18 protein-coding genes and 3 pseudogenes are annotated in these 23634 nt (G+C 51.4%); all 21 read left to right on the top strand.

Annotation, left to right across the window (positions count from 1 at the left end; translation table 11 throughout):
* Window positions 1-121 precede the first annotated feature (121 nt).
* The 21 genes and pseudogenes from tssH (at window position 122) to AC6BYQ_RS00985 (ending at window position 23629) form a co-directional block, all read left to right on the top strand.
* Window positions 122-2782, top strand: a complete 2661-nt coding sequence (tssH, locus tag AC6BYQ_RS01085) for a type VI secretion system ATPase TssH (protein WP_498056142.1) — start codon at window positions 122-124, stop codon at window positions 2780-2782.
* Window positions 2772-3008, top strand: a pseudogene (locus tag AC6BYQ_RS01080) (type VI secretion system tip protein VgrG); the annotation flags it as partial. The gene tssH and the pseudogene AC6BYQ_RS01080, both read left to right, overlap by 11 nt.
* Window positions 3009-3026: 18 nt before the next feature.
* Entirely contained in the window at window positions 3027-4241 is a 1215-nt protein-coding gene (locus AC6BYQ_RS01075) for a hypothetical protein (RefSeq protein ID WP_498056141.1), read from the top strand.
* A 3-nt stretch (window positions 4242-4244) separates the two neighbouring features.
* Window positions 4245-4640: a hypothetical protein gene (locus AC6BYQ_RS01070; protein WP_498056140.1), complete on the top strand. Its 396-nt coding sequence runs from the start codon at window positions 4245-4247 to the stop codon at window positions 4638-4640.
* 222 nt (window positions 4641-4862) lie between these two features.
* The gene (locus AC6BYQ_RS01065) at window positions 4863-5168 is read left to right on the top strand and encodes a hypothetical protein (RefSeq protein ID WP_498056139.1); all 306 of its coding nucleotides are present in this window, start codon (window positions 4863-4865) and stop codon (window positions 5166-5168) included.
* Between the two features lie 236 nt (window positions 5169-5404).
* Window positions 5405-5686, top strand: a complete 282-nt coding sequence (locus tag AC6BYQ_RS01060) for a hypothetical protein (RefSeq protein ID WP_498056138.1) — start codon at window positions 5405-5407, stop codon at window positions 5684-5686.
* 262 nt (window positions 5687-5948) lie between these two features.
* Window positions 5949-8468: a type VI secretion system Vgr family protein gene (locus tag AC6BYQ_RS01055; protein WP_498056137.1), complete on the top strand. Its 2520-nt coding sequence runs from the start codon at window positions 5949-5951 to the stop codon at window positions 8466-8468.
* Window positions 8461-9675: a hypothetical protein gene (locus AC6BYQ_RS01050; RefSeq protein ID WP_498056136.1), complete on the top strand. Its 1215-nt coding sequence runs from the start codon at window positions 8461-8463 to the stop codon at window positions 9673-9675. The genes AC6BYQ_RS01055 and AC6BYQ_RS01050 overlap by 8 nt, the downstream gene beginning before the upstream one ends.
* A 2-nt stretch (window positions 9676-9677) precedes the next feature.
* Window positions 9678-10076 (top strand): hypothetical protein, encoded by a 399-nt coding sequence (locus tag AC6BYQ_RS01045; RefSeq protein ID WP_498056135.1) that lies wholly within the window; start codon window positions 9678-9680, stop codon window positions 10074-10076.
* Window positions 10077-10508: 432 nt separating this feature from the next.
* Complete coding sequence (locus AC6BYQ_RS01040; RefSeq protein ID WP_498056134.1) at window positions 10509-10898, top strand: hypothetical protein; 390 nt, start codon at window positions 10509-10511, stop codon at window positions 10896-10898.
* A gap of 61 nt (window positions 10899-10959) precedes the next feature.
* Window positions 10960-11079 (top strand): annotated as a pseudogene (locus AC6BYQ_RS01035) (type VI secretion system tip protein VgrG); the annotation flags it as partial.
* Between the two features lie 379 nt (window positions 11080-11458).
* A complete protein-coding gene (locus tag AC6BYQ_RS01030) occupies window positions 11459-12670 on the top strand; it encodes a KPHS_23130 family T6SS system protein (protein WP_498056133.1) in 1212 nt (403 codons plus the stop codon).
* A pseudogene (locus AC6BYQ_RS01025) lies at window positions 12619-16108 on the top strand (ImcF-related family protein). The gene AC6BYQ_RS01030 and the pseudogene AC6BYQ_RS01025 overlap by 52 nt, the downstream one beginning before the upstream one ends.
* Window positions 16108-17700, top strand: a complete 1593-nt coding sequence (gene tssA, locus AC6BYQ_RS01020) for a type VI secretion system protein TssA (protein WP_498056132.1) — start codon at window positions 16108-16110, stop codon at window positions 17698-17700. The pseudogene AC6BYQ_RS01025 and the gene tssA overlap by 1 nt, the downstream one beginning before the upstream one ends.
* A gap of 24 nt (window positions 17701-17724) precedes the next feature.
* A complete protein-coding gene (locus AC6BYQ_RS01015) occupies window positions 17725-18783 on the top strand; it encodes a polymorphic toxin type 44 domain-containing protein (RefSeq protein ID WP_498056131.1) in 1059 nt (352 codons plus the stop codon).
* On the top strand, window positions 18780-19223 hold the full coding sequence (locus AC6BYQ_RS01010; protein WP_498056130.1) for a hypothetical protein: 444 nt from the start codon (window positions 18780-18782) through the stop codon (window positions 19221-19223). The genes AC6BYQ_RS01015 and AC6BYQ_RS01010 overlap by 4 nt, the downstream gene beginning before the upstream one ends.
* Window positions 19224-19357: 134 nt before the next feature.
* Window positions 19358-21112: a type VI secretion system baseplate subunit TssF gene (tssF, locus tag AC6BYQ_RS01005; RefSeq protein WP_498056129.1), complete on the top strand. Its 1755-nt coding sequence runs from the start codon at window positions 19358-19360 to the stop codon at window positions 21110-21112.
* Window positions 21076-22161: a type VI secretion system baseplate subunit TssG gene (gene tssG, locus AC6BYQ_RS01000; RefSeq protein WP_498056128.1), complete on the top strand. Its 1086-nt coding sequence runs from the start codon at window positions 21076-21078 to the stop codon at window positions 22159-22161. The genes tssF and tssG overlap by 37 nt, the downstream gene beginning before the upstream one ends.
* Complete coding sequence (gene tssJ, locus AC6BYQ_RS00995) at window positions 22139-22684, top strand: type VI secretion system lipoprotein TssJ (protein ID WP_498056127.1); 546 nt, start codon at window positions 22139-22141, stop codon at window positions 22682-22684. Before tssG ends, tssJ begins: the two co-directional genes overlap by 23 nt.
* Window positions 22684-23133, top strand: a complete 450-nt coding sequence (gene tssE, locus AC6BYQ_RS00990; RefSeq protein ID WP_498056126.1) for a type VI secretion system baseplate subunit TssE — start codon at window positions 22684-22686, stop codon at window positions 23131-23133. The genes tssJ and tssE overlap by 1 nt, the downstream gene beginning before the upstream one ends.
* A 58-nt stretch (window positions 23134-23191) precedes the next feature.
* Complete coding sequence (locus tag AC6BYQ_RS00985; RefSeq protein WP_498056125.1) at window positions 23192-23629, top strand: DUF1283 domain-containing protein; 438 nt, start codon at window positions 23192-23194, stop codon at window positions 23627-23629.
* The last annotated feature ends 5 nt before the right edge of the window (window positions 23630-23634 follow it).

Here is a 23634-nt window from a genome sequence, read left to right as displayed (position 1 = left end):
GCCGCTGCGGGCGCTCAGCAAAGAACCCCCTCTGCCAGCCCGACCGTATGCGCTTTGGTCCCCTTAACGGGAAACAGCGAGGGGCGGTAGCGTGTCCAGGAACCGACAAAGAGAGAGACTCATGGAAAATCCAGCTATCCTGCTGCGACGTCTGAACCCTTACTGTGCCCGTGCGATGGAAGGCGCCGCCTCCCTGTGCCAGACCCGTGCTCACGCGGAAATTCTGCCGGAGCACTGGCTGCTGAAGCTGCTGGAGCAGGGTGAAGGGGACCTGACGGTACTTGCACGTCGTTACGAATGGGACATGGATGCGCTGTGGCAGGATCTGCTGGGCTGGCTCGACAAGCAGCCTCGCTCGGTGCGCAGCCGTCCGCAGCTTTCTGACAATATTCAGGCACTCATGCAGGAGGCATGGCTGATCGCCTCGCTGGCGGGTGAACAACAGATCCGAAGCCAGCACCTGCTGATGGCATTGGTTGAGAAACACCATCTGGTGCGCTGCGATGGCCTGTGGCCACTGCTCACGCTCGGGATGAGTCAGCTGGAGCGCCTGCGTCCGTTACTGGAGGCACAGTCAGACGAGCGTCTGGAGGTGCAGCAGGAAGCGGGGTTGGCGCAGAGCCACGGCGGCGAGGTGGCGTTTGTCGGGTGCCCGGCTGGTGCAGAGGTCGAAGGGGGCGAACTGAACCCGGCGTTGCAAAATGCACTGGATAAATTCACCCTTGATGCCACCGCCAAAGCGAGGGAAGGTAAAATCGACCCGGTCTTTGGCCGTGATACCGAAATTCGCCAGATGGTGGACATCCTTTCCCGCCGCCGCAAGAACAACCCGCTCCTGGTCGGTGAACCGGGCGTCGGTAAAACCGCCCTGGTCGAAGGGCTGGCGCTGCGTATTGCCGAAGGCAACGTGCCTGAATCCCTCAAACCGGTCAGCCTGCGGATCCTTGACCTCGGCCTGCTGCAGGCGGGTGCGGGTGTGAAGGGGGAATTTGAACAGCGGCTGAAAAACGTCATTGACGCCGTGCAGCAATCGCCAGTGCCAATCCTCTTGTTTATCGATGAAGCGCACACCCTGATTGGCGCCGGTAACCAGGCGGGCGGCGCCGATGCGGCTAACCTGCTGAAACCGGCGCTGGCGCGTGGAGAGCTGCGCACCATTGCCGCGACAACCTGGTCTGAATACAAACAGTACTTCGAACGCGATGCCGCGCTGGAGCGTCGCTTCCAGATGGTGAAAGTGGACGAACCCGACGATGATACCGCCTGCCTGATGCTGCGGGGCCTGAAATCCCGCTACGCCGAACACCACAACGTGCACATCACCGACGATGCGGTCCGTGCCGCCGTCACGCTCTCGCGTCGCTATCTGACCGGCCGCCAGTTGCCGGACAAGGCGGTTGACCTGCTGGATACCGCGAGCGCCCGCGTGCGCATGAGTCTGGATACCGTGCCGGAGGCCATCGTTCGCCTGACAGCGCAACTGACCGCACTCGAACTGGAAGAGCAGGCGCTGCTGGAAGATGTTGCCGCCGGCAGCCATCGCCATGGTGACCGTCTGAGCGTCATTGATCGGCAGCGGGCTGAGCTGAATGCGCGCATCCAGGAGCAGGAAGGCCGTTACAGCCACGAAAAGGCGCTGGCGCAGCAGCTGATGGCCTGCCGACAGGATATCAACCGGCAGGCTGAAATTGCCGGCCTGCAACAGCAGCTGGAGCAGGCGCAGCAGGGCGACGTGCTGGTTCAGGTGGATGTGGACACCCGAACGGTCGCCAATGTGATCGCCGACTGGACCGGCGTGCCGCTGTCTTCCCTGATGAAAGACGAGCAGACCGAACTGTTGACGCTGGAAAACGAAATCGGCCGCCGTGTCGTCGGCCAGGAGGTTTCTCTGGAGGCCATCGCCCAGCGTCTGCGCGCAGCCAAAACCGGGCTGACGTCAGAGAACGGCCCGCAGGGGGTGTTTCTGCTGGTCGGCCCGAGCGGGGTCGGCAAAACCGAAACCGCGCTGGCGCTGGCGGATGTGCTGTACGGCGGCGAAAAATCGCTGATTACCATCAACCTGTCCGAGTATCAGGAGCCGCACACCGTTTCCCAGTTGAAAGGCTCGCCGCCGGGCTACGTCGGTTACGGCCAGGGCGGTATTCTCACCGAAGCGGTACGTAAGCGCCCGTACAGCGTAGTGCTGCTCGATGAAGTGGAAAAAGCGCACCGCGATGTGATGAACCTGTTCTATCAGGTGTTCGACCGGGGCTTTATGCGCGACGGCGAAGGCCGCGAAATAGACTTCAGAAATACGGTCATTCTGATGACGTCCAACCTCGGCAGCGCCCATCTGATGCAACGGCTGGAGACACAGCCGGACGCCACCGAAGGCGATCTGCACGAACTGCTGCGCCCGATATTGCGTGACCACTTCCAGCCGGCGCTGCTGGCCCGCTTCCAGACCGTGATTTACCGGCCACTGTCGGAGACGGCAATGCGCACAATCGTCGGGATGAAACTCGGTCAGGTCAGCCGGCGTCTGAACCGCCACTACGGTCTCATTACGCATATCGACGAGAGTCTATATGACGCTCTCACCGCTGCCTGCCTGTTGCCGGACACCGGCGCTCGCAATGTCGACAGTCTGCTTAATCAGCAAATCCTGCCGGTGCTGAGTCAGCAATTGCTGATCCACATGGCCGCCAAACAGAAACCGCAGTCGTTGCGCCTTAGCTGGAGTGAAGACGAGGGGATCGGGTTGGTGTTTGACCGTATCAAGGAGCGCACGTATGAGCAGTAATCTCCCGATCAGATTCAGCCACAACCACCATCTGCTGGCGGTAAAGGGCTGTGAGCCAACGCTCGACGTGCTGGCCTTTGCAGGCCATGAAGCCCTGAGCGAGCCGTTCAGCTACCGTATTGAATTCACCAGCGCTGACCCTGCCATCAGCAAAGAGAGGATGCTGATGAAAGCGGCTTCCCTGACGCTGCAGGCCCCGGTTGAGCAGGGCTTCGGTATCAAAATATGATGCAGGGAGTTATCAATGACTAAGTATAATATTTATACAAAAATTGAATCGAATGTTCCGACATCTCACCTTTTTTATGACCTCAATGTGTATAAAACAGACGGTAATGGTACAAAACATGTCCTGCTGTCAGTAACGCAACAACCAATAGATCCTAATTATTATACTCAGCCTCATGATACAAATGAGACTGATGATGACTTGTCAGTGATCTACATTATAGAAATTAATTTGTACCGAAAACACGGTGGTAGGTTGATTTCAGTGCTTTCATCATCTGCGAAGAAAATGTATACACTGGGTGAGATTGCCTCAGGAAAAGCATACTCCAAAAATAAACGAGAGAGTGTTTGTTATTTTGAGACGAAAGCGCAAACAAAGCCGGTTAATGATAAGGGTGATGACAACATTCATAATGTACAGATAACCTGTCGCGAAAGAGCTTTTATAGCAAAAGAGTATCCTGTCGGTAGTATAGACGATCCTTTCGATAAGAAAAAAATAGAAAGCCAACTTGCATCAAGAATAAACTACAGTAGTTATCCTAACCAAGGGGATACAAGTCTGTGTGGGCCCGCAGCATTTTTTTATTGTCTTCTGATGGACAGGCCTGATGTTTATAAACAAGCAGTTAATGAGCTTTGGTTGCACGGTAAAACTAAAATAGGCACACTGGATATTTCACCTGGAAATGGGTGTAGACATCCCAAAGGTAGTTTTTATGATGACTACGGTAGAGAAGCTGTGTCAGGTCTGGATTGGATCACATTGGCTAGCCTGAGGGATTCTGAAAACGCTATCATGAGCTACGATGAAGTGGGTGATCAGGTTGCTGGTATTACAATGTGGGGGAAGTTGACGGAATGGTTCGAAAAGGCAGGTTATGAGAAAGTATTCGATAATATAAGCCTCTTGCATGCAAATGTGAACGATATTATAAGCCTAAATAACTATGTTAGTAACGGGCACAAAGTTGTAAGTTTAATCTCTGCTGGTATGTTATCTGATTTTCCTGGGGATAGCTCATCGAAGAATCATTGGATAGTCTGGGATAGTCAAGTTAGATGTAACGTTGGGGGATTAGTATCTGCAAACACCTCCGTTTTAGATAAGGTTGATTTAACCTTGTTTTCCTGGGGGAATGTTAGAAATCAGTTAAAGAATAATGTTAATCTGGATGTTTTCCTAAAACATACATTTGGAGGGTTGGTTTTTAAACCCATGGGGTAATATATGCACCGTAGATTAATGCTTCTTTTATCTGTTTTATTGACTGTTTCATGTTCCTCGCCTCAGATTGATTTTTCTCCATCAGGAAAAATGTTACCTGATGCAATGATAGGGAAGGTATATAATCAAGATATTATTATAGGAGCTAATTTGGAGGATGATCCAGAGTTTCTAACAGCAGAGAATACTAAAGTAGATATTTATCCTGCTGATATAGGGTTGCAGGTGGTTTCTAATAAAAAAAGAAGGGATGGGTTGCCTATATACAATTTTCTTTCCATCTCTGGTGTGCCAACAAAATTAGGATTGATAAAGATTTCAATTTCTGGTTTTACGTATGGCTCTATGTATACCAAAAGCGGTGGATTTAATAAAATTTATTCACTGGAGGTTAAGTAGTTTTGGCTGAATATATATGTCATAGTTTATGGAATCGTTGGGTTACCATTTAAATTGTCATATCTGGTTTTTCTCTTGGGGAAGATGTGAGTGGCAAGCAAAAATACAAACACTCCCATCATTTTTTATTGCCTATTGATGGATAGGCCTGACATCTATAAACAAGCAGTTAATGAACTCTGGTTGTACGGTAAAACTAAAATAGGCGCACTAAAGTAGCCCATGAAAAAAAACCTGATCATCTTATCTGTATTTTTAACATCCTGTTCTTCGAGTGAAATAAACTTTTACCCTGAGGATGGAGAGTTACAAAATGCTAAGGTAGGTGCATTTTATCAGCAAAATGTGGTTCTGACTTTCCAGAAAAGTGGAGAGATTGTTGCTTTGAGTTCAAATAATTTTAAAGCAAAAACAACCCCTGATAATTCTGGTCTGAATATAGAGCCAAATTTTAGAGGGTGTGTGAATCTCTCTTCAGAAAAATGCAATAATTACAATGAGGCCGTAATCACAGGGTGCCTAAAATAAAAGGTGTGATATATATTGAAATTGTGTTTAAAACATATGCCTCGATGTATTCAAAATCACAGGTTTTTATGAAGAAATATAAAATAGACGTTAATTAGATTTGTATTGATGAATAAAGATGTTCGTATTTCAAGATTGAACTCTGCGGGCTAAGATATGTCTTATTTTTCTGTGGGTAATTTCATGTCGATGTTAACTTTTTGGTGGGTGGTATTTACAAAAATACCATGAATAGAATGGATAAATGTCTCGCATTTTTTATTTTTTCTTTATTTTTGGCTGGTTGTAGTAGCCATGTTATATTTGAACCTAACGAATTACCTGATGGGTATATTGGTCAGGGATATTATGCCCCAATTACCATCTCTGGAGGCACAGGGCCGATCGTTGATTTGAGTTATGAAATTCATCCATCAAACTCTGGTCTGAAGTTAGTCTTTGATGAAAAAAATATTATACAAAATATATATATAATAACTTTACCATACAAGGTAATCCTAAAACGCAAGGTATTATAACAATCAGTCTTAGGGGGGGAGTGGTTGCTAGTGCAGGTCAAGATTTTGAAAGGAAATATGAAATTAATATTTTGAAATAGGTTGGCGCTAAAATAAATCCATTTTCATATGGTGCAATCAAAAAGCAGATTAAGCTAAATAAGAATTTGGAATATGTCTGTAAACATGTTTTTGTAGGGTTGGTTTTTAAACCAATGGAGTAGTAGTAAATGCATATCTGCTTTTTCTGGACATAACTTCTCTGCCGATGTGAAGGAATACAATGAACACTAATCCTACGATAAAATTCAGCCACAACCACCATCTGTTGGCGGTAAAAGGCTGTGAGCCAACGCTCGACGTGCTGGCCTTTGCAGGCGATGAAGCCCTGAGCGAGCCGTTCAGCTACCGTATTGAATTCACCAGCGCTGACCTTGCCATCAGCAAAGAGAGGATGCTGATGAAAGCGGCTTCCCTGACGCTGCAGGCCCCGGTTGAGCAGGGCTTCGGCGTGAAGATGCAGCAGGCGGTGCGCACCCTTCAGGGGGTGGTGAGTGGCTTCGAGCGCCTCGGCACCTCGAAGGATGAAACTCACTATGCCCTGACCCTGCAGCCGCGTCTGGCGCTGCTTGAACGTTCCCGTCAGAACGCCATTTACCAGGACATGTCAGTCCCGCAAATCGTGGAAAAAATTCTGCGTGAACGTCACCACATGCGCGGCCAAGACTTTCTGTTCTCGCTGACCCGAGAGTATCCGCGCCGTGAGCAGGTGATGCAATACGGCGAGAACGATTTGCACTTTATCTCCCGCCTGTTGGGCGAGGTGGGGATCTGGTTCCGTTTTACTACCGATACGCGCCTGAACATCGACGTGGTGGAGTTCTATGATGCCCGGCAGGGCTATGAGAAAGGCCTGATCCTACCGTCGGTGCCGCTATCGGGCCAGCATTCAAAAGGCGTGGATTCGGTCTGGGGGATGGCGAGCCATCACTGTGTGGTGCAGCAGCAGGTCAGCACCCGTGACTATAACTACCGCCAGGCCAGGGAAGATATGGATGCGCTGGTCGATGTGTCCTGCGGGGATGCTACCACCTACGGTGAGGCCTATCACTATGCCGATAACTATCGGGTGCCGGGCAACGCATTTGAGCGCAACCCGGCCCCGGAGTCAGGCGCGTTTTACGCCCGCATTCGCCATGAGCGCTACCTGAACGGCCAGACGCAGACGCAGGCCATCACCAGCTGCCCGACGCTTTATCCGGGCCAACTGCTGAAAGTCACCGGCGGTGATGAAGTGGCGGACGTGTTTGCTCATGGGGTGGTCATCACGGCGATGCACAGCCAGGCCCGCCGTGACCGGGATTTTGAAGTGTATGTCAGCGGCATCCCTGACAGCGATGATTTCAGCTTCCGCCCCGAACCCGGTGCCCGCCCGGTGATGGCGGGCACGCTGCCGGCGCGGGTGACCAGCACCACCGAAAATGACACCTACGGCCATATCGATAAAGACGGCCGCTATCGCGTCAACATGCTGTTTGACCGGGATAACTGGGAAACCGGATTCGAGAGCCTGTGGGTGCGGCAGTCTCGCCCCTATGCCGGCGATACCTACGGCCTGCATCTGCCGCTGCTGGCGGGCACCGAAGTGGCGATTGGCTTTGAGGACGGCAACCCGGACAGGCCATATATCGCCGGGGTGCTGCATGACTCGGCGCACGGCGACCACGTCACCATCCGCAATTATAAGCGCAACGTGCTGCGCACCCCGGCGAACAACAAAATCCGCCTCGACGATGAGCGCGGAAAAGAGCACATCAAGATCTCCACGGAATACGGCGGCAAGAGCCAGCTGAACCTCGGCTATCTGGTTGACGGCGAAAAGCAGAAGCGCGGCGAGGGTTTTGAGCTCAGAACCGACAGCTGGGGGGCGATACGCGCGCAAAAAGGTATTTTCATCAGCGCGGACGGCCAGGCAAAGGCACAGGGGCAGGTGCTGGCGATGCAGCCGGCGGTCAGCAATCTGGGTGATGCCCGGGAGCAGATGACGTCCATCTCCGATGATGCGCAGAAGGCGACCGCGAACCCGGCCGATCTCCAGGCGCAAATCAAACTGCTGGAACAGCAGCTGACAGATCTCAAAAAATCAGTACTGCTGCTCAGCGCACCGGAGGGAATGGCGTTGACCAGCGGACAACATCTGCAGGTGTCCGCCGGCCAGAACCTGATAGCCACAGCGGGTAAAAATGCAGACGTCAGCGTGGTGAAAAATCTGTTCATCGGGGTAGGTAATGCCCTGAGCGTGTTTGTTCGTAAGCTGGGGATTAAGCTTATCGCGAACCAGGGGCCGGTGCAGGTACAGGCGCAGAACGACCTAATGGCTCTGATTGCCCGTAAGGAGCTCAGTATTGTTAGCACGGAAGATGAAATCAAAATTATTGCTAAGAAGACGCTGACGCTGAACGGTGGCGGAAGTTACATCACTCTGGATGGCAATGCCGTCGAAGTTGGCACCGCGGGGGACTTTAGAACAAGAGCCGGTCATTATGACAGGCAGACACGGACACAGAATAAACCTGAAATGTCACCCCTGCCTCATGCTATTGATGATGGTAGCCATAATGTTCGTTATTTGTGTGCAGATGATAATGGTGTGCCCATGTTAAACACGCAGTACAAGGCGTTTCTGGCTGACGGTTCGGTAGTGGAAGGCGTTACTGACAACGAAGGATATACTAAATTGTTTACTTCTGCCCAGGCTAAGGACATTTTTCTGAATTTATCACCGGAGGTAATCAATGCCTAAATATAATATTTATACAAAAATAGAATCAAACGTTCCGGTGTTCGATCTTTTGTATGATTTAACGGTGTATCGTACGGACAGCAACAGTGAAAGACATCTCTTGCTCTCTGTCACTCAACAGCCTCTGGACCCAGATTACAAGACGAAAGCACATGAAACAGGTGAGACGGATGACGATCTTTCAGTGATTTATATCATGGAAATGATGTTATATCGTAAGCATGGCGGAAAGTTGATTCCTGTGCTCTCAGCACCGTCAAAACGCATGTACACATTAGGTGAAATGGTATCAGGAAATGCTTTTTCAAAGAGAAAAAGGGAGAATATTTGTTATTTTGAAACCAAAGGGCAGACTAAACCTGTTAATGATAATGGCGATGAAAATATTCATAATGTACAAATTACGTGTCAAGAAAGGGCTTTTATAGCAGAAGAGTATCCTATTGGCGCCCCTAATGACCCATTTGATAAAAAGAAAATAGAGAGTCAGCTTAATTCAAGGATGAATCATAGTAGCTATCCAAATCAAGGGGATACCAGTTTGTGCGGGCCGGCTTCATTCTTTTACTGTCTACAGATAGACAGACCAGACATTTATAAACAAGCTGCTAATGAACTCTGGCTAAACGGGAAAACAAAGATTGGCACGCTGGAGATCTCTCCTGGATATGGATGTAGACATCCGAAGGGGGCGTTTTATGATGGCTACGGTAGAGAAATGGTGTCAGGTTTGGATTGGATAACATTAGCCAGCCTGAGAGATTCTGAAAATTCATTGATGAGCTATGATGAAGTTGACGACCAGGTTTCTGGCATTACTATGTGGGGAGGGCTCACTAAGTGGTTTGAAAGAGCAGGCTATAAGAAAGTCTTCGATAATACTAGCCTCTCTCATGCCAATATAGCAGATATAATAAAACTCAATTCATATGTTAAAGAAGGATACAGAGTCGTAACTCTAGTCTCTGCGGGGATGTTAAAAGGCTGGGGTAATGGCGATTCATCTTCGAAGAATCACTGGATTGTTTGGGATAAACCTGTTTGTAAGGTTAATGGCGGAGACATCACTACCAAGGATAATGATGAGTTAATTGAGTTGAAGCTTTTCTCTTGGGGAAGAGTGGATTGGCAAACAAAAGGTAATAGTAATCTAAATTACTTTGCTAAGCATGTTTTCGGAGGATTGGTTTTTAAACCAATAAAATAAGCATGAAAAAAATCATTGTATTCATCATTTTTTTTGTTTCTGCCTGTGGAAGTTCTGTACCGAGGTTTTATCCGGAAGGAAATGAGCTTCCTGCAGGATATGTTGGTCAGAACTATTTTTTTGAAGTCGAAATAACCAACGTCATTTTATTCAAGGAGAATATAGGCGTGGAGATATCACCTCCGGATGCAGGGTTAGGATGGAATCCTAAGGTGACCACTTTAAAAAGAGGGGGAAAGGAAAGGGAGGAGGAGGATTATCATTATATAATAATCAGTGGGAAACCAAAAAAAACAGGTGAAATATCGGTTCATATTAATGGATACTCTATGGGGACAATGGTTCCAGGAAGTAAAATTGACAAAAATTACATTATAAAAATCACTGCGAAAAACAAATGATCTGTATGCGAAATTTTTTCCTTCCGATCAGGGGGAGGGGAGATGCTTTTTGGCATTTTACATCGGAGGTAAATAATGCCTAAATATAATATTTATACAAAGATAGAGTCAAATGTTCCGGTGTTAGACCTTTTTTATGATTTAACTGTGTATCGTACGGATAGTCACAGTGAAAGACATGTCTTGCTCTCTGTCATTCAACAACCTCTATAAGACTAAAGCACATGAAACAGGTGAAACGGATGACGATCTTTCAGTGATTTATATCATGGAAATGATGTTATATCGTAAGCATGGCGGCAAGTTAATGAAATTGTTAACTTGAAATTATTCTCATGGGGCATGGTAAAAAACCAAGTTAAGTTAAATAAAGATTTGGAATATGTCCGTAAGCACATTTTTGGAGGCGTGGTGTTTAAACCACTGAGCTAAATGAGATATTTTATCTGTGTTCTGATTTTTATTGTATCTGGTTGCTCCAGTACTCACCCAACAATCCTACCCGAAAAAAGTGATCTTAAAGTTGCAACGGTTAATTACAAGTACCAAGAAGCCATTGAAATAAAAGGTGGGGCTGTTAATGAATCCAGCGTATCGGTGAGTATAACCCCGAACGACTCAGGGTTAGGATGGAATCCAGAAGAAACAAAATATAGTTTTGGTGGAGAGGGTGGAGTAAATAAAGATTACCATCGCATTATCATATCTGGGATCCCGAAAAAGTCAGGTGAATATCGCGTAACTGTTTCTGGGTTTACTCTTGGTATAATGTCTTCTGGCCAAGACTTTTATAAGAAATATACGATAAAGATCAAACAGTAACTAACTTAATACATATCTGCTTTTTCTGGACATAACTTCTCTGTCGATGTGAAAGAATACAATGAACTCTAATCCTACGATCAGATTCAGCCACAACCATCACCAGTTGTCGGTTAAGGGATGTGATGCAGAACTCGACGTACTGGCGTTTGAAGGCGATGAAGCCCTGAGCACGCCATTCATGTAGTTTCGGTGGAGAAGATGCTGTAAACAAAGATTACCATCGAATCATCATGTTGGCTATTCCGAAAGAGATCAGGAAATTATAGTGTAACTGTTTCTGGATTTACTTTTGGCACAATGCATTCAGGTAAGGGCTTTTATAAAAAACATACGATAAACATCAAGCGGTTACTAACTTGTCATTATATTGGAGAAAATACTTTTGGAGTAGTGGGTTGAGTCGATAAATATATCACGATTTGGTTATGGGATCATGCATAAGAAATGGACTGCGGACAGTGAAAGGCATATGGTAAAGCTAAAGAGCAGATTCACTTATAAAAACAGTATCAGCACAAGCACTCTATTCAGAGGGCGTAAATATTGAGAATGTGATTGTGTACTCACTTAAAAATATTCCTGAATGCTACATGCGGCCTGTCTCACCAAGTCCGTTACGTTGGTTTATTGCTTTAGCAATAATGGTGTCGGGAAGTGTTATCTTGATGAGGATCTTCGGTCGACATATCGAGAGCCAATCTTTCTGGTTAATTGCGCTTGGCGTGCCTGCTGCTCTCTGGAGTGCTGTCGTCGGAGGTCGGCTTACAATCTGGATGCTGAAGGATATGAAAGCCAATGGATTCGATAAATGTCGGGAAGCTTGGATCCTCAGTGAAACGCGTCGAGCCAGGCGCGCACTTCAGATTTTGGATGTGGCGTTTACAACCGGGCATCTGGCAGAACGCCAGAGTGATGTGGCTAATGAAATTCTCAATAATACTCGTCTCATAACCGCCCAATCAAACTGGTTGGGAAGTGACGGGATGAGGATGAGCAGGATAGCCGCTCATCCGAATGATACACCTTCATCTCTGATAACGCGTTTGTTTGAGCAGTTGATTGAAAACCTGTCTTTACGTTTGACATTGTGTTCTGACAAAACATCTTTGTCCGTTTTTTTTGATATTTCATCAATTGTTCCACGCAGCGAGGTGCTTCGATTATGGGAAAAAGCATGGGCAGAAAGCGAAATGCCATTCCCTATTGAATATCTCGGCGGGGCTGGTCCCGGGGTTATTGATAATTGGCTCAATATTCACTTTAAAGAGAGCGCCATGCTGTTAGTGGTCGCGCTTCAGGTTGCACCAGCTAATGCAGATAACAGCGCTGAAGCAGGGGTTACCTTGCTCTTTGGCAACAGATTGACGCAGGAGACTCTTCCTCCTTTGGCGTTGCTGCACCGTCCGGATCCCTCCTCAGTCGACGGGCTTGAATCTGGTATGCGAATGGCTGCATACAACGTTCCGATCAAAGATGGCATCGTCAGACACCTCTGGCTGTCCGGGCTCAATGACCAACAACATGCGCAAGTGGTGGTACATCAGAAGAAATCACCAGCTCAGGCGGTTGAAGGGGATTCCGTCATCAATCTCGACAGTGCCATGGGGCACGCTGGAGCGGCAGCACCTTGGTTAGCCATTGCTGCCGCCACTGAAATAGCCCAACGAACACAGTCCCCGCAAATGATTATCTGTGGGGACATCACACAGGATGTGTTATGGAGCACGTTCGTTACCCCAACGGCTTCCCGAAAGGAGATGGATTCGTGAGATTATCTGCTTTATTTCCAAAGACAACGGAAGGCCGCTATCTTGCTGTCGTCGTATTTTTCCTGATTTTGTTGGGGGCCATGACGTTTATCGTCTGGAAATTTCCTGATGTTGCCGGTCTATCGGCAGATACTGAGCTGCAGGCTCACTGGCTTGTTGCGGGTGGTTGTCTGACAGGAAGTTTATTGGCCGGAGCGATACTGCTATTAATTGCTGTCCGCCATGCTGGCAGCAAAGAGTTCGATGCAATCGTCGAATCAACCTACGGTGATGATGAGAAGACGAAAAGCAGGGATAAGGAAACCATTCAAACTCTTGGGACCATGATGTGTGGCGCTATTAATCGCCACTTACGCCAGCGTTACGGTCTGCTTTGGCGTCGAAAAGTGCGTATGTTGTTCGTTACCGGTGACGAAAAGGCAATCGAACAACTGCTCCCCGGCTTGCAAGAAAGTCAATGGCTGGAAGGTGAGAACACCGTGCTAATTTGCGGCGGCAGTCTGGCCTCCGACATTGATATAGACAAACTTGTCGCGTTGCGAAAATTGAGACGTGGCCGCCCATTGGATGGGATCGTCCGGGTGATTGCTGAGGATCAGAAACTGACTTCGCAGCAAAGCGACAATGATCTGCGCGGGCTGGAGAACATCAGCAAGGCGTTACGCTATTCCGCCCCGGTTTATCTGTGGCAGCTTTGTGGCAGCGCTTGGCCGCAAAAAGGGCGTAAATCGCAGCCGATTGGGGTGACGTTCCCGCCGCGGGCAGTGCCGGAAAATGTGACCGAACAACTTAGCAGGTTATTGCCGCAGCTGCGTGAACAGGGGCTTTCCCAGATTGCAGAAAACCGCGACTATGATTTTCTACTGCGCCTGGCGCAACGGTTCGAACAAGGGGAAAGCGAGCGCTGGAAAACGCGTTTGGTTCCCTGGCTCTACAGTTCTCAGCAGCAAGTCCCGCTGCGTGGGCTGATGTTCAGCCTGAATGGCGAAGAAGAAGCGTCAATCGAGGCTCGCCGTTCTCACCCGCATGCCCTGACTCTGCCGGTAACCTGGCAGGGCATCGTTGATGACTGCACCCGTGTGCGAGGCCGGCGCGTGGGTATGGCGTGGGAGCGGACGCTCGCCTGGGCACTGCTGGGCATTACCGGTGTCTGGGGGATGGGGTTGCTGCTCTCGTTTGCGCTGAACTACGGGCAAATTGCTTCTGTGGCGGCAAAAAGCCGTCACCTGGTCGAACACCCTGCCATTTCCGATAGCCAACTGACTGCCCTGTATGACCTACGCAACGATGCCGGCCGCCTGCTGCGCCATGTTCAGGATCGCACCCCTTGGTACCAGCGTTTTGGTCTTGACCATAACCGACAACTGCTCGATGCGATGCTGCCCTGGTATGGCGTGGCGAACAACCGCCTGATACGCGATCCGGCGCATACCGCCCTGACGCAGACGCTCAGCGCGCTGGCCAATTCGGCGCCAAACAGCGAGCAGCGCACAAAGCTGGCGAAACCGGGCTATGACCAGTTGAAAGCCTGGCTGATGATGGCGCGCCCGGATAAAGCCGATGGCGCCTTCTACGCGCAGACCATGAAAACGGTGCAGCCGACGCAGATGGGCATCTCAACCAGCCTGTGGCAAAGCCTGGCACCGGATTTATGGGCCTTCTACCTCTCCGAACTGCCGCAGCAGCCCCAGTGGAAAATCAGCCCGGACGCGCAGCTGGTCAACCAGAGCCGCCAGGTGCTGTTGCAGCAGATTGGGCGACGCAACGCGGAAAGTACGCTTTATGAGAACATGCTCAAATCCGTGCGCCGCAATTTCGCCGATGTGTCTCTGGAAGACATGACCGGCGGTACCGATGCCCGTCGCCTGTTCACCACCGATGAGGTGGTGCCGGGCATGTTCACCCGTCAGGCCTGGGAGGGAGGGGTTCAGCAGGCCATCGAGAAGGCGGCCAATGCGAGGCGGGACGAAATCGACTGGGTGCTGAGCGACTCCCGCAAAGCCGTAGCGGCGGACCTGTCGCCGGAAGCGCTGAAAGCGCGCCTGACTCAGCGTTACTTCGCTGATTTCGCCGGCAGCTGGCTGAGTTTCCTCAATAGCCTCCGCTGGGATCCGGCACACAATATCGCCGACGTTACCGACCAGTTGACGCTGATGAGCGATGTGCGTCAGTCACCGATGATCGCCCTGATGAATACGCTGGCCTGGCAGGGGCAAACGGGCCGGCAGAGCGAGGCGTTGTCAGATTCAATCATTAAATCGGCGAAAGAGCTGGTCGGCGGCCAGGATAAACCGGCCATCGATCAGCATGCAGTCGGCCCCCTGGGGCCACTGGATGACAGCTTTGGGCCTCTGCTTCAGCTGCTGGGAAAAAACACTGCCGGCAGCGTGATGTCGGCTGACAGCTCGCTGAGCCTGCAGACTTATTTGACCCGTATCACCCGCGTGCGCCTGCGCCTGCAGCAGATAGCGAGCGCCTCCAATCCACAGGAGATGATGCAGACGCTTGCCCAGACGGTTTTCCAGGGCAAGAGCGTGGACCTGACCGACACTCAGCAGTACGGCAGCCTCATGGCGGCCAGTCTGGGAGAGGAGTGGAGCGGTTTTGGTCACGCGATGTTTGTGCAGCCACTGACCCAGGCCTGGGAAACGGTGTTGCAGCCGTCTGCCGCCAGTCTGAACGGCCGCTGGAGCCGATCGGTGGTGGCGAACTGGCGCACCGCTTTTGAGGGGCGCTTCCCGTTTGCGGCGAGTAAGAGCGATATCTCTTTGCCGATGCTGGCTGAGTTCATCCGCAAAGACAGTGGCCGCATCGACCGCTTCCTGAGTACGGAACTCAACGGGGTGCTTCACAAAGAAGGCAATCGATGGGTGCCGGACAAGGCGCACAGCCAGGGGCTGATATTTAATCCGGCCTTCCTGGACGCCGTTAACCAACTGAGTCAGCTGTCGGACATTTTATTTACCGATGGCAGTCAGGGCATCAGTTTCGAACTGCAGGCGCGCCCGGTACCGCAGGTGGTGGAGACGCAGCTGACCATTGATGGACAAAAATTGCACTATTTCAACCAGATGGCCGACTGGCGATCTTTCCACTGGCCAGGAGATACGTTTAAGCCGGGAACCATGCTGACCTGGACGTCAACGAGTGCAGGTGCACGTCTGTTCGGGGATTACAGCGGGAGCTGGGGCTTTATCCGCTGGCTGGAGCAAGGCAAACGTCAACAGCTGGACCGCAGCCAGTGGATGATGAGTTTTACCGCGCCAGATGGCCGTACGCTGCAGTGGGTGTTGCGTTCGCAGCTGGGCAAAGGGCCGCTGGCGTTGCTGGATTTGCGCGGCTTTAGCCTGCCGGAAAACATACTTCAGCGTGGAGGCTTCAGCAGCGGCGCAGGCGCTGACCCGTACGAATGACTCAGTCATGGATGAGGGGGAATAATGACCGCATTGCAGAATTTACTTCACAGCTGCGGCGTGGAAGAAAATGTCCTGATGAGCCAGGCCCGGGCACGTTGTGCTGACTGGGAACGCTGGCTGAACCCAGTGGAGGAGCATCGGCCAACCGGAGAAGACCCGGGTTACGACGATGATTTCCAGCGCATCCGCGAAGAGGTCAACAAGCTCACCGGCATTGATACCGGACTGATCTGCCAACTGGCGGAAAAATTACTGACCGACAGGTGCAAGGACTTACGCGTCATCACTTTCTACGTTTGGGCGCGCCTGCATCAGGACGGTGAGGCCGGGCTTGCGCAGAGTATTGAGCTACTGGCCGTCATGCTTGAACGGTTTGGCAACGGCCTGCATCCTTTGCGCGCCCGCAGCCGTAAATCGGCTCTGGAGTGGCTGGGCTGCCGCCGCGTGACGGACAGCCTCTCATTGTACCCTGAAGTGGATATGCCCACCATGCAGCGCATCACCGGCGCTCTGCTGTTGATGGAGCAGGCTTTTCTGACGTTTGATGACGATGCACGGCCGGAACTTGGTGGGCTGTATCAGGCTCTGGACCATCGCCTGGTGCAGAATGGTGGTGCCGGCAGTCTGGTACCGCAGACCAGCCGGGAGGAGGGGATCTCGGTTGCAGCACCCCCTTCCGCGCCATTGATGAATGCGGTCTCGTCAGGGCGCGATTTGCTCGATCAGGCCAAGGTGTTGGCAAAATACCTGCGTGACCAGCCCGGCGGATGGCTGGCCGGGCATCATCTGCTGAAAAGCGTCCGCTGGGATACGCTGACGGAACTTCCGCCGTTGGACGCCGCCGGCCGTACTCGCCTGGCACCGCCCAAACCTGACAATAAAGCGCACCTCAAACGCTTGTTTCTGCAGAAAAGCTGGTTAGAACTGTTGGAGCATACGGATACGTTGTTGGCTCAGGGCGTTAACCACCTATGGCTGGATGTGCAGTGGTACGCCTGGCAGGCGCTGGTGAAACAGGATCACGACAGCGTGCGCGCAGATATCCTCTGTCGCGATCTGAAAGGCTTGCTGGCCCGCCTCCCAGGGCTCGAAGCACTGGCTTTCAGTGACGGCACACCTTTCGCCGATGAAGTGACGCTGAACTGGATAAGTGAAAGCGTGCTCGATGAGATAGCAGGGTGGAAAGAAGAGTCGGTATCCGCCGTGGCCAGCGGTCATGACGATGTGCTGGCGCTGGAGCCTGAAGTGATGGCTAAAGCAGATGGCGAAGGTATCGAAGCGGCGCTCAATTGGCTGCAGGCTCAGCCGGGTTACACCTCTGCCCGCGATCGGTGGCTGATGCGGCTGTTGATGGCCAGAGTCAGCGAGCAATACGGTAAAAACGAAATGGCGTTGCATCTGTTGGGAGAGCTTGACGGCAGCGCCCGGGCCCTCACGCTTGAGCAGTGGACGCCAGCGCTGATCTTTGAAGTGAAAGCCCGCAGGTTAAAACTGTTGCGGGGCAAGGCAGGCCGCAATGAAGCTGATAAAACGCGCCTGCAGCCTGAGATGGATGCCTTGCTTGCCGGCTTGATTGCACTGGACCCAGCGCGAGCTGCGGTACTGTGCGGTTGAGCCCTTCAACGAAAGGAACTGGCTATGGCAAAAGGTTACTATTTGGTGCAGGGAGACATGACCTCCTGTGGTGGTAAAATTGTGGATGGTGCCAGCGATCATAGATTGTTTGGAAAAGCTATTGCCTGTGAGCGCGATCAGGTGACCTGCGGCCGACATCCCGGCATGTATATGATTGCAGGGGGGATCGCGGATGACAGCATCCACGGGCGTAAAATGGCTGGTACGCTCGACAGCACCAGTTCCTGCCCCTGCCGAGCGCGTTTTGTGCCGTCGATGATGCGGGATAGCTATGAGAAAGGAGGACAATGCTCAAACACGTCCTTCTCACTCGACGAGCTGATGGCTTTATTACAGGAGCCCTATAAAAATCTGCATCAGGACGATGAAAGGGAGCATCATTGCACTCATACAGACGGCGCTATACAGGTGGCTGAGTATATACTGAGCGAAATTAAGACGAATGTCAGAAGCCAGACTGCAGAAACAATACGTTATTTAATTGACGAAGAAACGTTAAGGCAAAGATGGGCTGAATGGGAAAAGCTGCCCTTTTACGCGAAAATGGTGCCGCCACCTCAGCCTGACTTGCTCGCCGCAATGGCAATCTGGTATCAGACTGTGAAAACGGGCTCCATATGGGATCACAAACCGCTAATAAGGAAAAAATTTAAATCATTTGCAGTAACTCGGCCTTTGGAATCAAAACAAATGTCAGAAAGCTATTATCATAAATATAAAGAGTATGATTTTTTCCTCGATGTCTGGTCAAATATTCATTACGGATATGTGGGGCTAAGTGCCGGGTTTTCTGAAGAACTCTTATTAAAAGGCTCTACTTGGGAACAAAATATGACCCCGGGTGCTATGGGGGATGACACTCTGGATGATATTACAAGCATGAAGATTGGTTTTGATTTATTCCACCGCTTTGGTAAGTATGCCGAAAAACTTACTTTTCAACATATTCTTGATGCACTTGTAAATACATCAGAGAATGGTTTTTCAGAGTCCAGAACCGAACATTGGTGCTGGAGTGAGAAAAATCCTGAGCGGATTAGTATGCCTACGGAGTTTCAATGATAAAAAATACTGCTGTCATTCTCTTTGTGTTGTGTTGTGTTGTTATGTTTTCTTATTACCTTAAACCTTCTGTAAGTATATATAATAAGTCAGGTGATGTTGTTTATCTATACAAAGGCACAGGTGAGAGAAATGTTGAGCCTGATATAGAACAGGCTGAGAGTTCGATGAGGCCTGTTTTGATAAATAATGATGAGCATGAGAAAGTCATTCTATCTTGGCAGGATCTTAATCTAAATAATGGTCAATTGTACCTCGGGTGGAAGATTAAAAACCATAAGGGTTCATCTGCCATTGTTAGCGGCGGTAGGGTTTTTGATATTACTTCAGACAATGGTTATTGTTCGTATAATGTGTACATTGGGCATGAAAGTGAAATGATAGAACCATGGAAGGGTATTATGTGCTTTAAAAAAATAAACATATCATCAGAAAAATAAGCTTAATTATCTAACTGGCGAGTTGGCGAGTGCCGTCGATGATGCGGGATAGTTATGAGAAAGGAAGATAATAGAAACTCAGGTTCAGATAGGCAAGCACTCTTTTATTATACTAACATCAATTAAGAAAAACTATGGACGATTTAACCCTGCGTTATTACGACGCCGAAATGCGCTACCTGCTGGAGGCCGGCGAAGAGTTTGCCCGCGCTCATCCCGAGCAGGCGGCAATGCTTAATCTCGATAAAGCGGGCGCGCGCGACCCGTATGTGGAGCGCCTGTTCGAGGGCTTTGCCTTCCTGATGGGCCGCCTGCGAGAGAAGCTCGATGACGATTTGCCTGAACTGACCGAAGGGCTGGTCAGCCTGCTGTGGCCACACTATCTGCGCACCATTCCGTCAATGTCCGTGGTGGAGTTCACCCCCGACTGGCGCGAAATGAAAGAACCGATGCGCATCGCCAAAGGCTTCGAGGTGAGTTCGCGGCCGATCGGTGAAAAGGGCACCCGTTGCCGGTACACCACCGCCAAAGAGATAACGCTTCAGCCGCTGTCGCTGGAGCATGCCCGCCTGTCGGTTGACCCGGACGGACGTTCGGTCATCAGCCTGCGCTTCAACTGCAGCCATCTTGCCGACTGGAGCCGTATCGATCTCAGCCATATCCCGTTCTACTTCAACGCTGACGCACCGCTGGCCTGCGCCATGCACGAAGCGTTCACCCTGAATGTGGCCAGGATATGGTTGCGGATGCCCGGCGATATGGAAAGAAGACGGTTGGAGGGGCATTTCACCGCATTGGGGTTTGGCGATGACGACAGGCTCTGGCCAAAGAGCAGCAGCAGTTTCAGCGGCTACCAGCTGTTGTTGGAGTACTTTACTTTCCGCGAGAAGTTCATGTTTGCGGGCCTGCGGGGGCTGGAGCGCGTAATAGTGCCGGCTGAGCTGCCCTGGTTTGAAATCGACGTGGTGCTGGCGGAACGCTGGGAACATGACTTCAGCTTTAACGAAAAGCATCTGCGCCTGAACTGCGTGCCGGTGATTAACCTGTTCCCGCTGGAATCCGACCCGCTGACGCTCAATTCACTACAGACAGAATATATGCTGCGGCCAATGCGCGTACAGGATGGCTACACCGAAATTTACGCCGTGGATTCGGTGATGTCATCGAGCCGGCATACCTACGTGCCGTTCTCGAGCTTTCGTCACAAAGGCGGAATGATGCGCCATGAGGCGCCGGAATATTACTACCACACCCGCGTGCGCCGTGGCCCGTCCGGGCTGCATAACACCTGGCTTGTTCTTGGCGGTGAAGCCTTTGATAACCATACCGTGCCGGAGGATGAAAGCCTGTCGCTCACGCTTACCGGCACCAACGGCCAATTGCCGCGCCGGGCGCTGCAGAGCACCGTGCTCGATACGATAATGAAAACCACCTCGGCCAGCATTGCCGTGCGTAACCTGTGTGCGCCGACGCTACCTTGTTATCCTCCGGCACAGGACCGCTTTCACTGGCGCGTGTTGAGCCACCTCGGCAGCGGGTTTCTGTCGATGATGGATAACGCGGACGTGCTGCGCGGTACGCTGGCGCTATATGAGTGGGCCGACAGTGAGATGAACCGCCGTCGACTGGCAGCCATCATTGACGTGAAACACAACGAAATTGAGCGTTTTGAGCAAGGCTACCTGGTACGTGGCGTACAGATTGAAGTGACCCTCGACAGCCACGGTTTTGCCGGTCGCGGCGATATCTGCCTGTTCGGTGAGATGCTGAGTCGCTTCTTCGCGCTGTACACCGACATCTATCTGTTTAATCGCCTGATTATTATCTTGCAACCGACCGGAGAGCGTCTGGAATGGGAAGAGAAGCACAATCGCCGCATACCCGGTTGACCCCGCGGCTGGAGGCCGACCTGCACCGCATTAATTTTTACCGTTTCTGTCAGCTGCTGGAGAAGCAGAATCCGGGCAGGCCGCTGATGGGCTCAACCAGCCATCCTGCCGACGACCCGGTACGCTTTGCCCCACATCCGGGGATGGGGTTTCCGGCCAGCGAGTTGAAGGCTGTCGAATATGACGAAGAGGATGACAGCAAGCCGCCGGTTATTCGGACCACGTTTATGGGGATGTACGGCGTGGATTCGCCGCTGCCGACCGCCTATCTCGATGACATTATCCAGCGCCGGGAAGGACATGAGGCACTGCAGGGCTTTCTGGATATCTTCAGCCATCGCATCCTGACGCAATTTTACCGCATCTGGCGAAAGTATTCTTACCCGGCTACCTTCGAACCCGGCGGCAGCGACAGTATCTCGCAGTCACTGCTGGGGTTGGTGGGGCTGGGTATCCCTGGGACGGCAAACCACATCGCCACGCCGGTGTCGCGCTTTCTGGCTCTGCTCGGCGTGCTGCGGCAACCGGGTAAAACCCAGGAGGGAGTGCAGGCGCTGGTGAGCCTGCTGGCCCCGGATACCACGGTGCAGGTGAGTCCATACTGCCTGCGCCCGGTGGTGGTCAGCCAACCGCTGGGTTTTTACGGCGATGACGATTTCCTGTTGGACGGCAATACGCCACTGGGTGACGAAGCGATGGATGCCGGTAGCCAACTGCGGGTTGCGCTCACGACGCATAACGAACAGGAGGCGCAGGGGTGGAAGCCGGATGGCCTGCTGTATCAGGATTTTCTGGTCATGCTGCGGGTGTACCTGGGCTGGCGCTTTAAGGCCAGAATTACCCTGACCACCGCGACCCGACTGCTGGCTGCACCGCCGCTGGGCGAAGGCTCTTTCTGGCTGGGCATGAACGGTGTGCTGGGCGCTGACGAAGCGGAGCCCGCCGACGATATCCCTCAGACCTTTACGACGGAACTGGGCTGCTACACCGGGCTGGAGCCAGCACAACCACAACAAGGAAGCCGATGTGTTACCTACACGTTTAACTAAAACCGCACGCTGGCTGTTGCCGTTGCTGGCGTTCAGTCTGGTGGGATGCGGGGTGACGCAGAGCGTCACCGATGGCACGAAGTCTGCCTTCAGTGCCCTCTTTTACAAGAAGATTAAGGTTCTGCGCCTGGATTTCACGGCACGTGAAGCGCTGAATACTGACTCCCGCGAGAGCAACTCGCTGTCTGAGCCGGTAGTGGTTCGCGTTTATCAGCTGAAAGATCGCAAGACCTTCGATAAAACGGTCTATCAGCAACTGCTCCAGGATGACGGCATCATTCTTAAAGCCGACCTGCTTGCCAGCCGTGATGTGGTGATGAAACCGGGTGGTGATGTGGACCTTAACATGCCGATGGAAGCAGAGACGCAGTTCGTGGCGGTGGTGGGGTTGTTCCGCCATCCGGATATGGCCAACAACACCTGGAAGCTGACGATGAACCGTGAAGAGTTCGATCCAGACAAGGCCCGGGTGATCGAGGCCGGGAATAATCATCTGATGCTGCTGCCTTTAAAGGATAAGTGATGTCTCATACTCACCCACACCCATCGCCTTCGCTGTATGAGATGCTTGCCGGCAACTTCACCGGTGGCCTGGCACTCCAGCAGCTCAGCGAAGAAAACCAGGTCATTCTGTCCGTGCTGGACAATATGCAGCGTATTCTCAACTGTCGCGCAGGTACGCTGGCGCACCTGCCGGACTTTGGTCTGCCGGATATGACAAAAATTCTGCAGGGTATGCCGGGAAGTGCGCATCAGCTAATGAGTACGCTTTCGGCCGTGTTGTTGAAGTACGAGCCGCGTCTAAAAAATATCAACGTTGTCCTGCTTGAGCAGACGCAACCTGGCGAGCTGCGCTATGCCATTGATGTTGAACTGATAGGTCTCGGTCTGGTACGGTACGGCACCGAGTTTATACCAGAGGGACGTGTTCTGTTACGTCATCTAAAGCAGCAGCACTATCTGGGGCGGTAGCGGTAAACGCTGGAAAACAGGGGAGGTGGTCGCCTGTTAACTAAAATGGAATTTATGAATGAAATTGCAAATTGGCATCAAACTGTCTTTATTATTGGCTATCTTGCTTACCCCTTCTGTCATGGCCCATCCTGGGCGCACCAATGCGGACGGCTGCCATACTAACCGTAAAACCGGAGAGTATCATTGTCACGGCAGCAAACGTCAGCGCACCGATTATTTTAGGGAGCAAGCGCCACGTGATAATAAAGTCACGTCTTCCCCGGCCAAAAACCCCCAATCGTCTTCAAAGAAAAACGGGAATGGTGCAAAGAAAAACCAAACTGGGCCGGCGATCAGAGGCAAAAAAACGGGTGACGCCATGAGTCCTCCGGTGGCTCAGCCCCTGGACCGGCAGGCGTTATGCGTGAACAGTGAGAACATCCATGCTTATTGGGAGTCGGTAACTGGGCGCTGCCTGGACAGAACAACCGGCAGGGAAATAAAGCCCCTCTGAGCGCT

This window comes from Serratia sp. LTN-2 (assembly GCF_059740205.1).
Note: the sequence above shows the minus strand (reverse complement) of the source record. Positions and strands in the feature narration are given on the sequence as shown.

Bases quoted from the DNA above. Each gene is read 5' to 3' on its own strand.
- tssH (WP_498056142.1), top strand. From the start codon at position 122: ATGGAAAATCCAGCTATCCTGCTGCGACGTCTGAACCCTTACTGTGCC.
- AC6BYQ_RS01075 (WP_498056141.1), top strand. From the start codon at position 3,027: ATGACTAAGTATAATATTTATACAAAAATTGAATCGAATGTTCCGACA.
- AC6BYQ_RS01070 (WP_498056140.1), top strand. From the start codon at position 4,245: ATGCACCGTAGATTAATGCTTCTTTTATCTGTTTTATTGACTGTTTCA.
- AC6BYQ_RS01065 (WP_498056139.1), top strand. From the start codon at position 4,863: ATGAAAAAAAACCTGATCATCTTATCTGTATTTTTAACATCCTGTTCT.
- AC6BYQ_RS01060 (WP_498056138.1), top strand. From the start codon at position 5,405: ATGGATAAATGTCTCGCATTTTTTATTTTTTCTTTATTTTTGGCTGGT.
- AC6BYQ_RS01055 (WP_498056137.1), top strand. From the start codon at position 5,949: ATGAACACTAATCCTACGATAAAATTCAGCCACAACCACCATCTGTTG.
- AC6BYQ_RS01050 (WP_498056136.1), top strand. From the start codon at position 8,461: ATGCCTAAATATAATATTTATACAAAAATAGAATCAAACGTTCCGGTG.
- AC6BYQ_RS01045 (WP_498056135.1), top strand. From the start codon at position 9,678: ATGAAAAAAATCATTGTATTCATCATTTTTTTTGTTTCTGCCTGTGGA.
- AC6BYQ_RS01040 (WP_498056134.1), top strand. From the start codon at position 10,509: ATGAGATATTTTATCTGTGTTCTGATTTTTATTGTATCTGGTTGCTCC.
- tssA (WP_498056132.1), top strand. From the start codon at position 16,108: ATGACCGCATTGCAGAATTTACTTCACAGCTGCGGCGTGGAAGAAAAT.
- AC6BYQ_RS01015 (WP_498056131.1), top strand. From the start codon at position 17,725: ATGGCAAAAGGTTACTATTTGGTGCAGGGAGACATGACCTCCTGTGGT.
- AC6BYQ_RS01010 (WP_498056130.1), top strand. From the start codon at position 18,780: ATGATAAAAAATACTGCTGTCATTCTCTTTGTGTTGTGTTGTGTTGTT.
- tssF (WP_498056129.1), top strand. From the start codon at position 19,358: ATGGACGATTTAACCCTGCGTTATTACGACGCCGAAATGCGCTACCTG.
- tssG (WP_498056128.1), top strand. From the start codon at position 21,076: ATGGGAAGAGAAGCACAATCGCCGCATACCCGGTTGACCCCGCGGCTG.
- tssE (WP_498056126.1), top strand. From the start codon at position 22,684: ATGTCTCATACTCACCCACACCCATCGCCTTCGCTGTATGAGATGCTT.
- AC6BYQ_RS00985 (WP_498056125.1), top strand. From the start codon at position 23,192: ATGAAATTGCAAATTGGCATCAAACTGTCTTTATTATTGGCTATCTTG.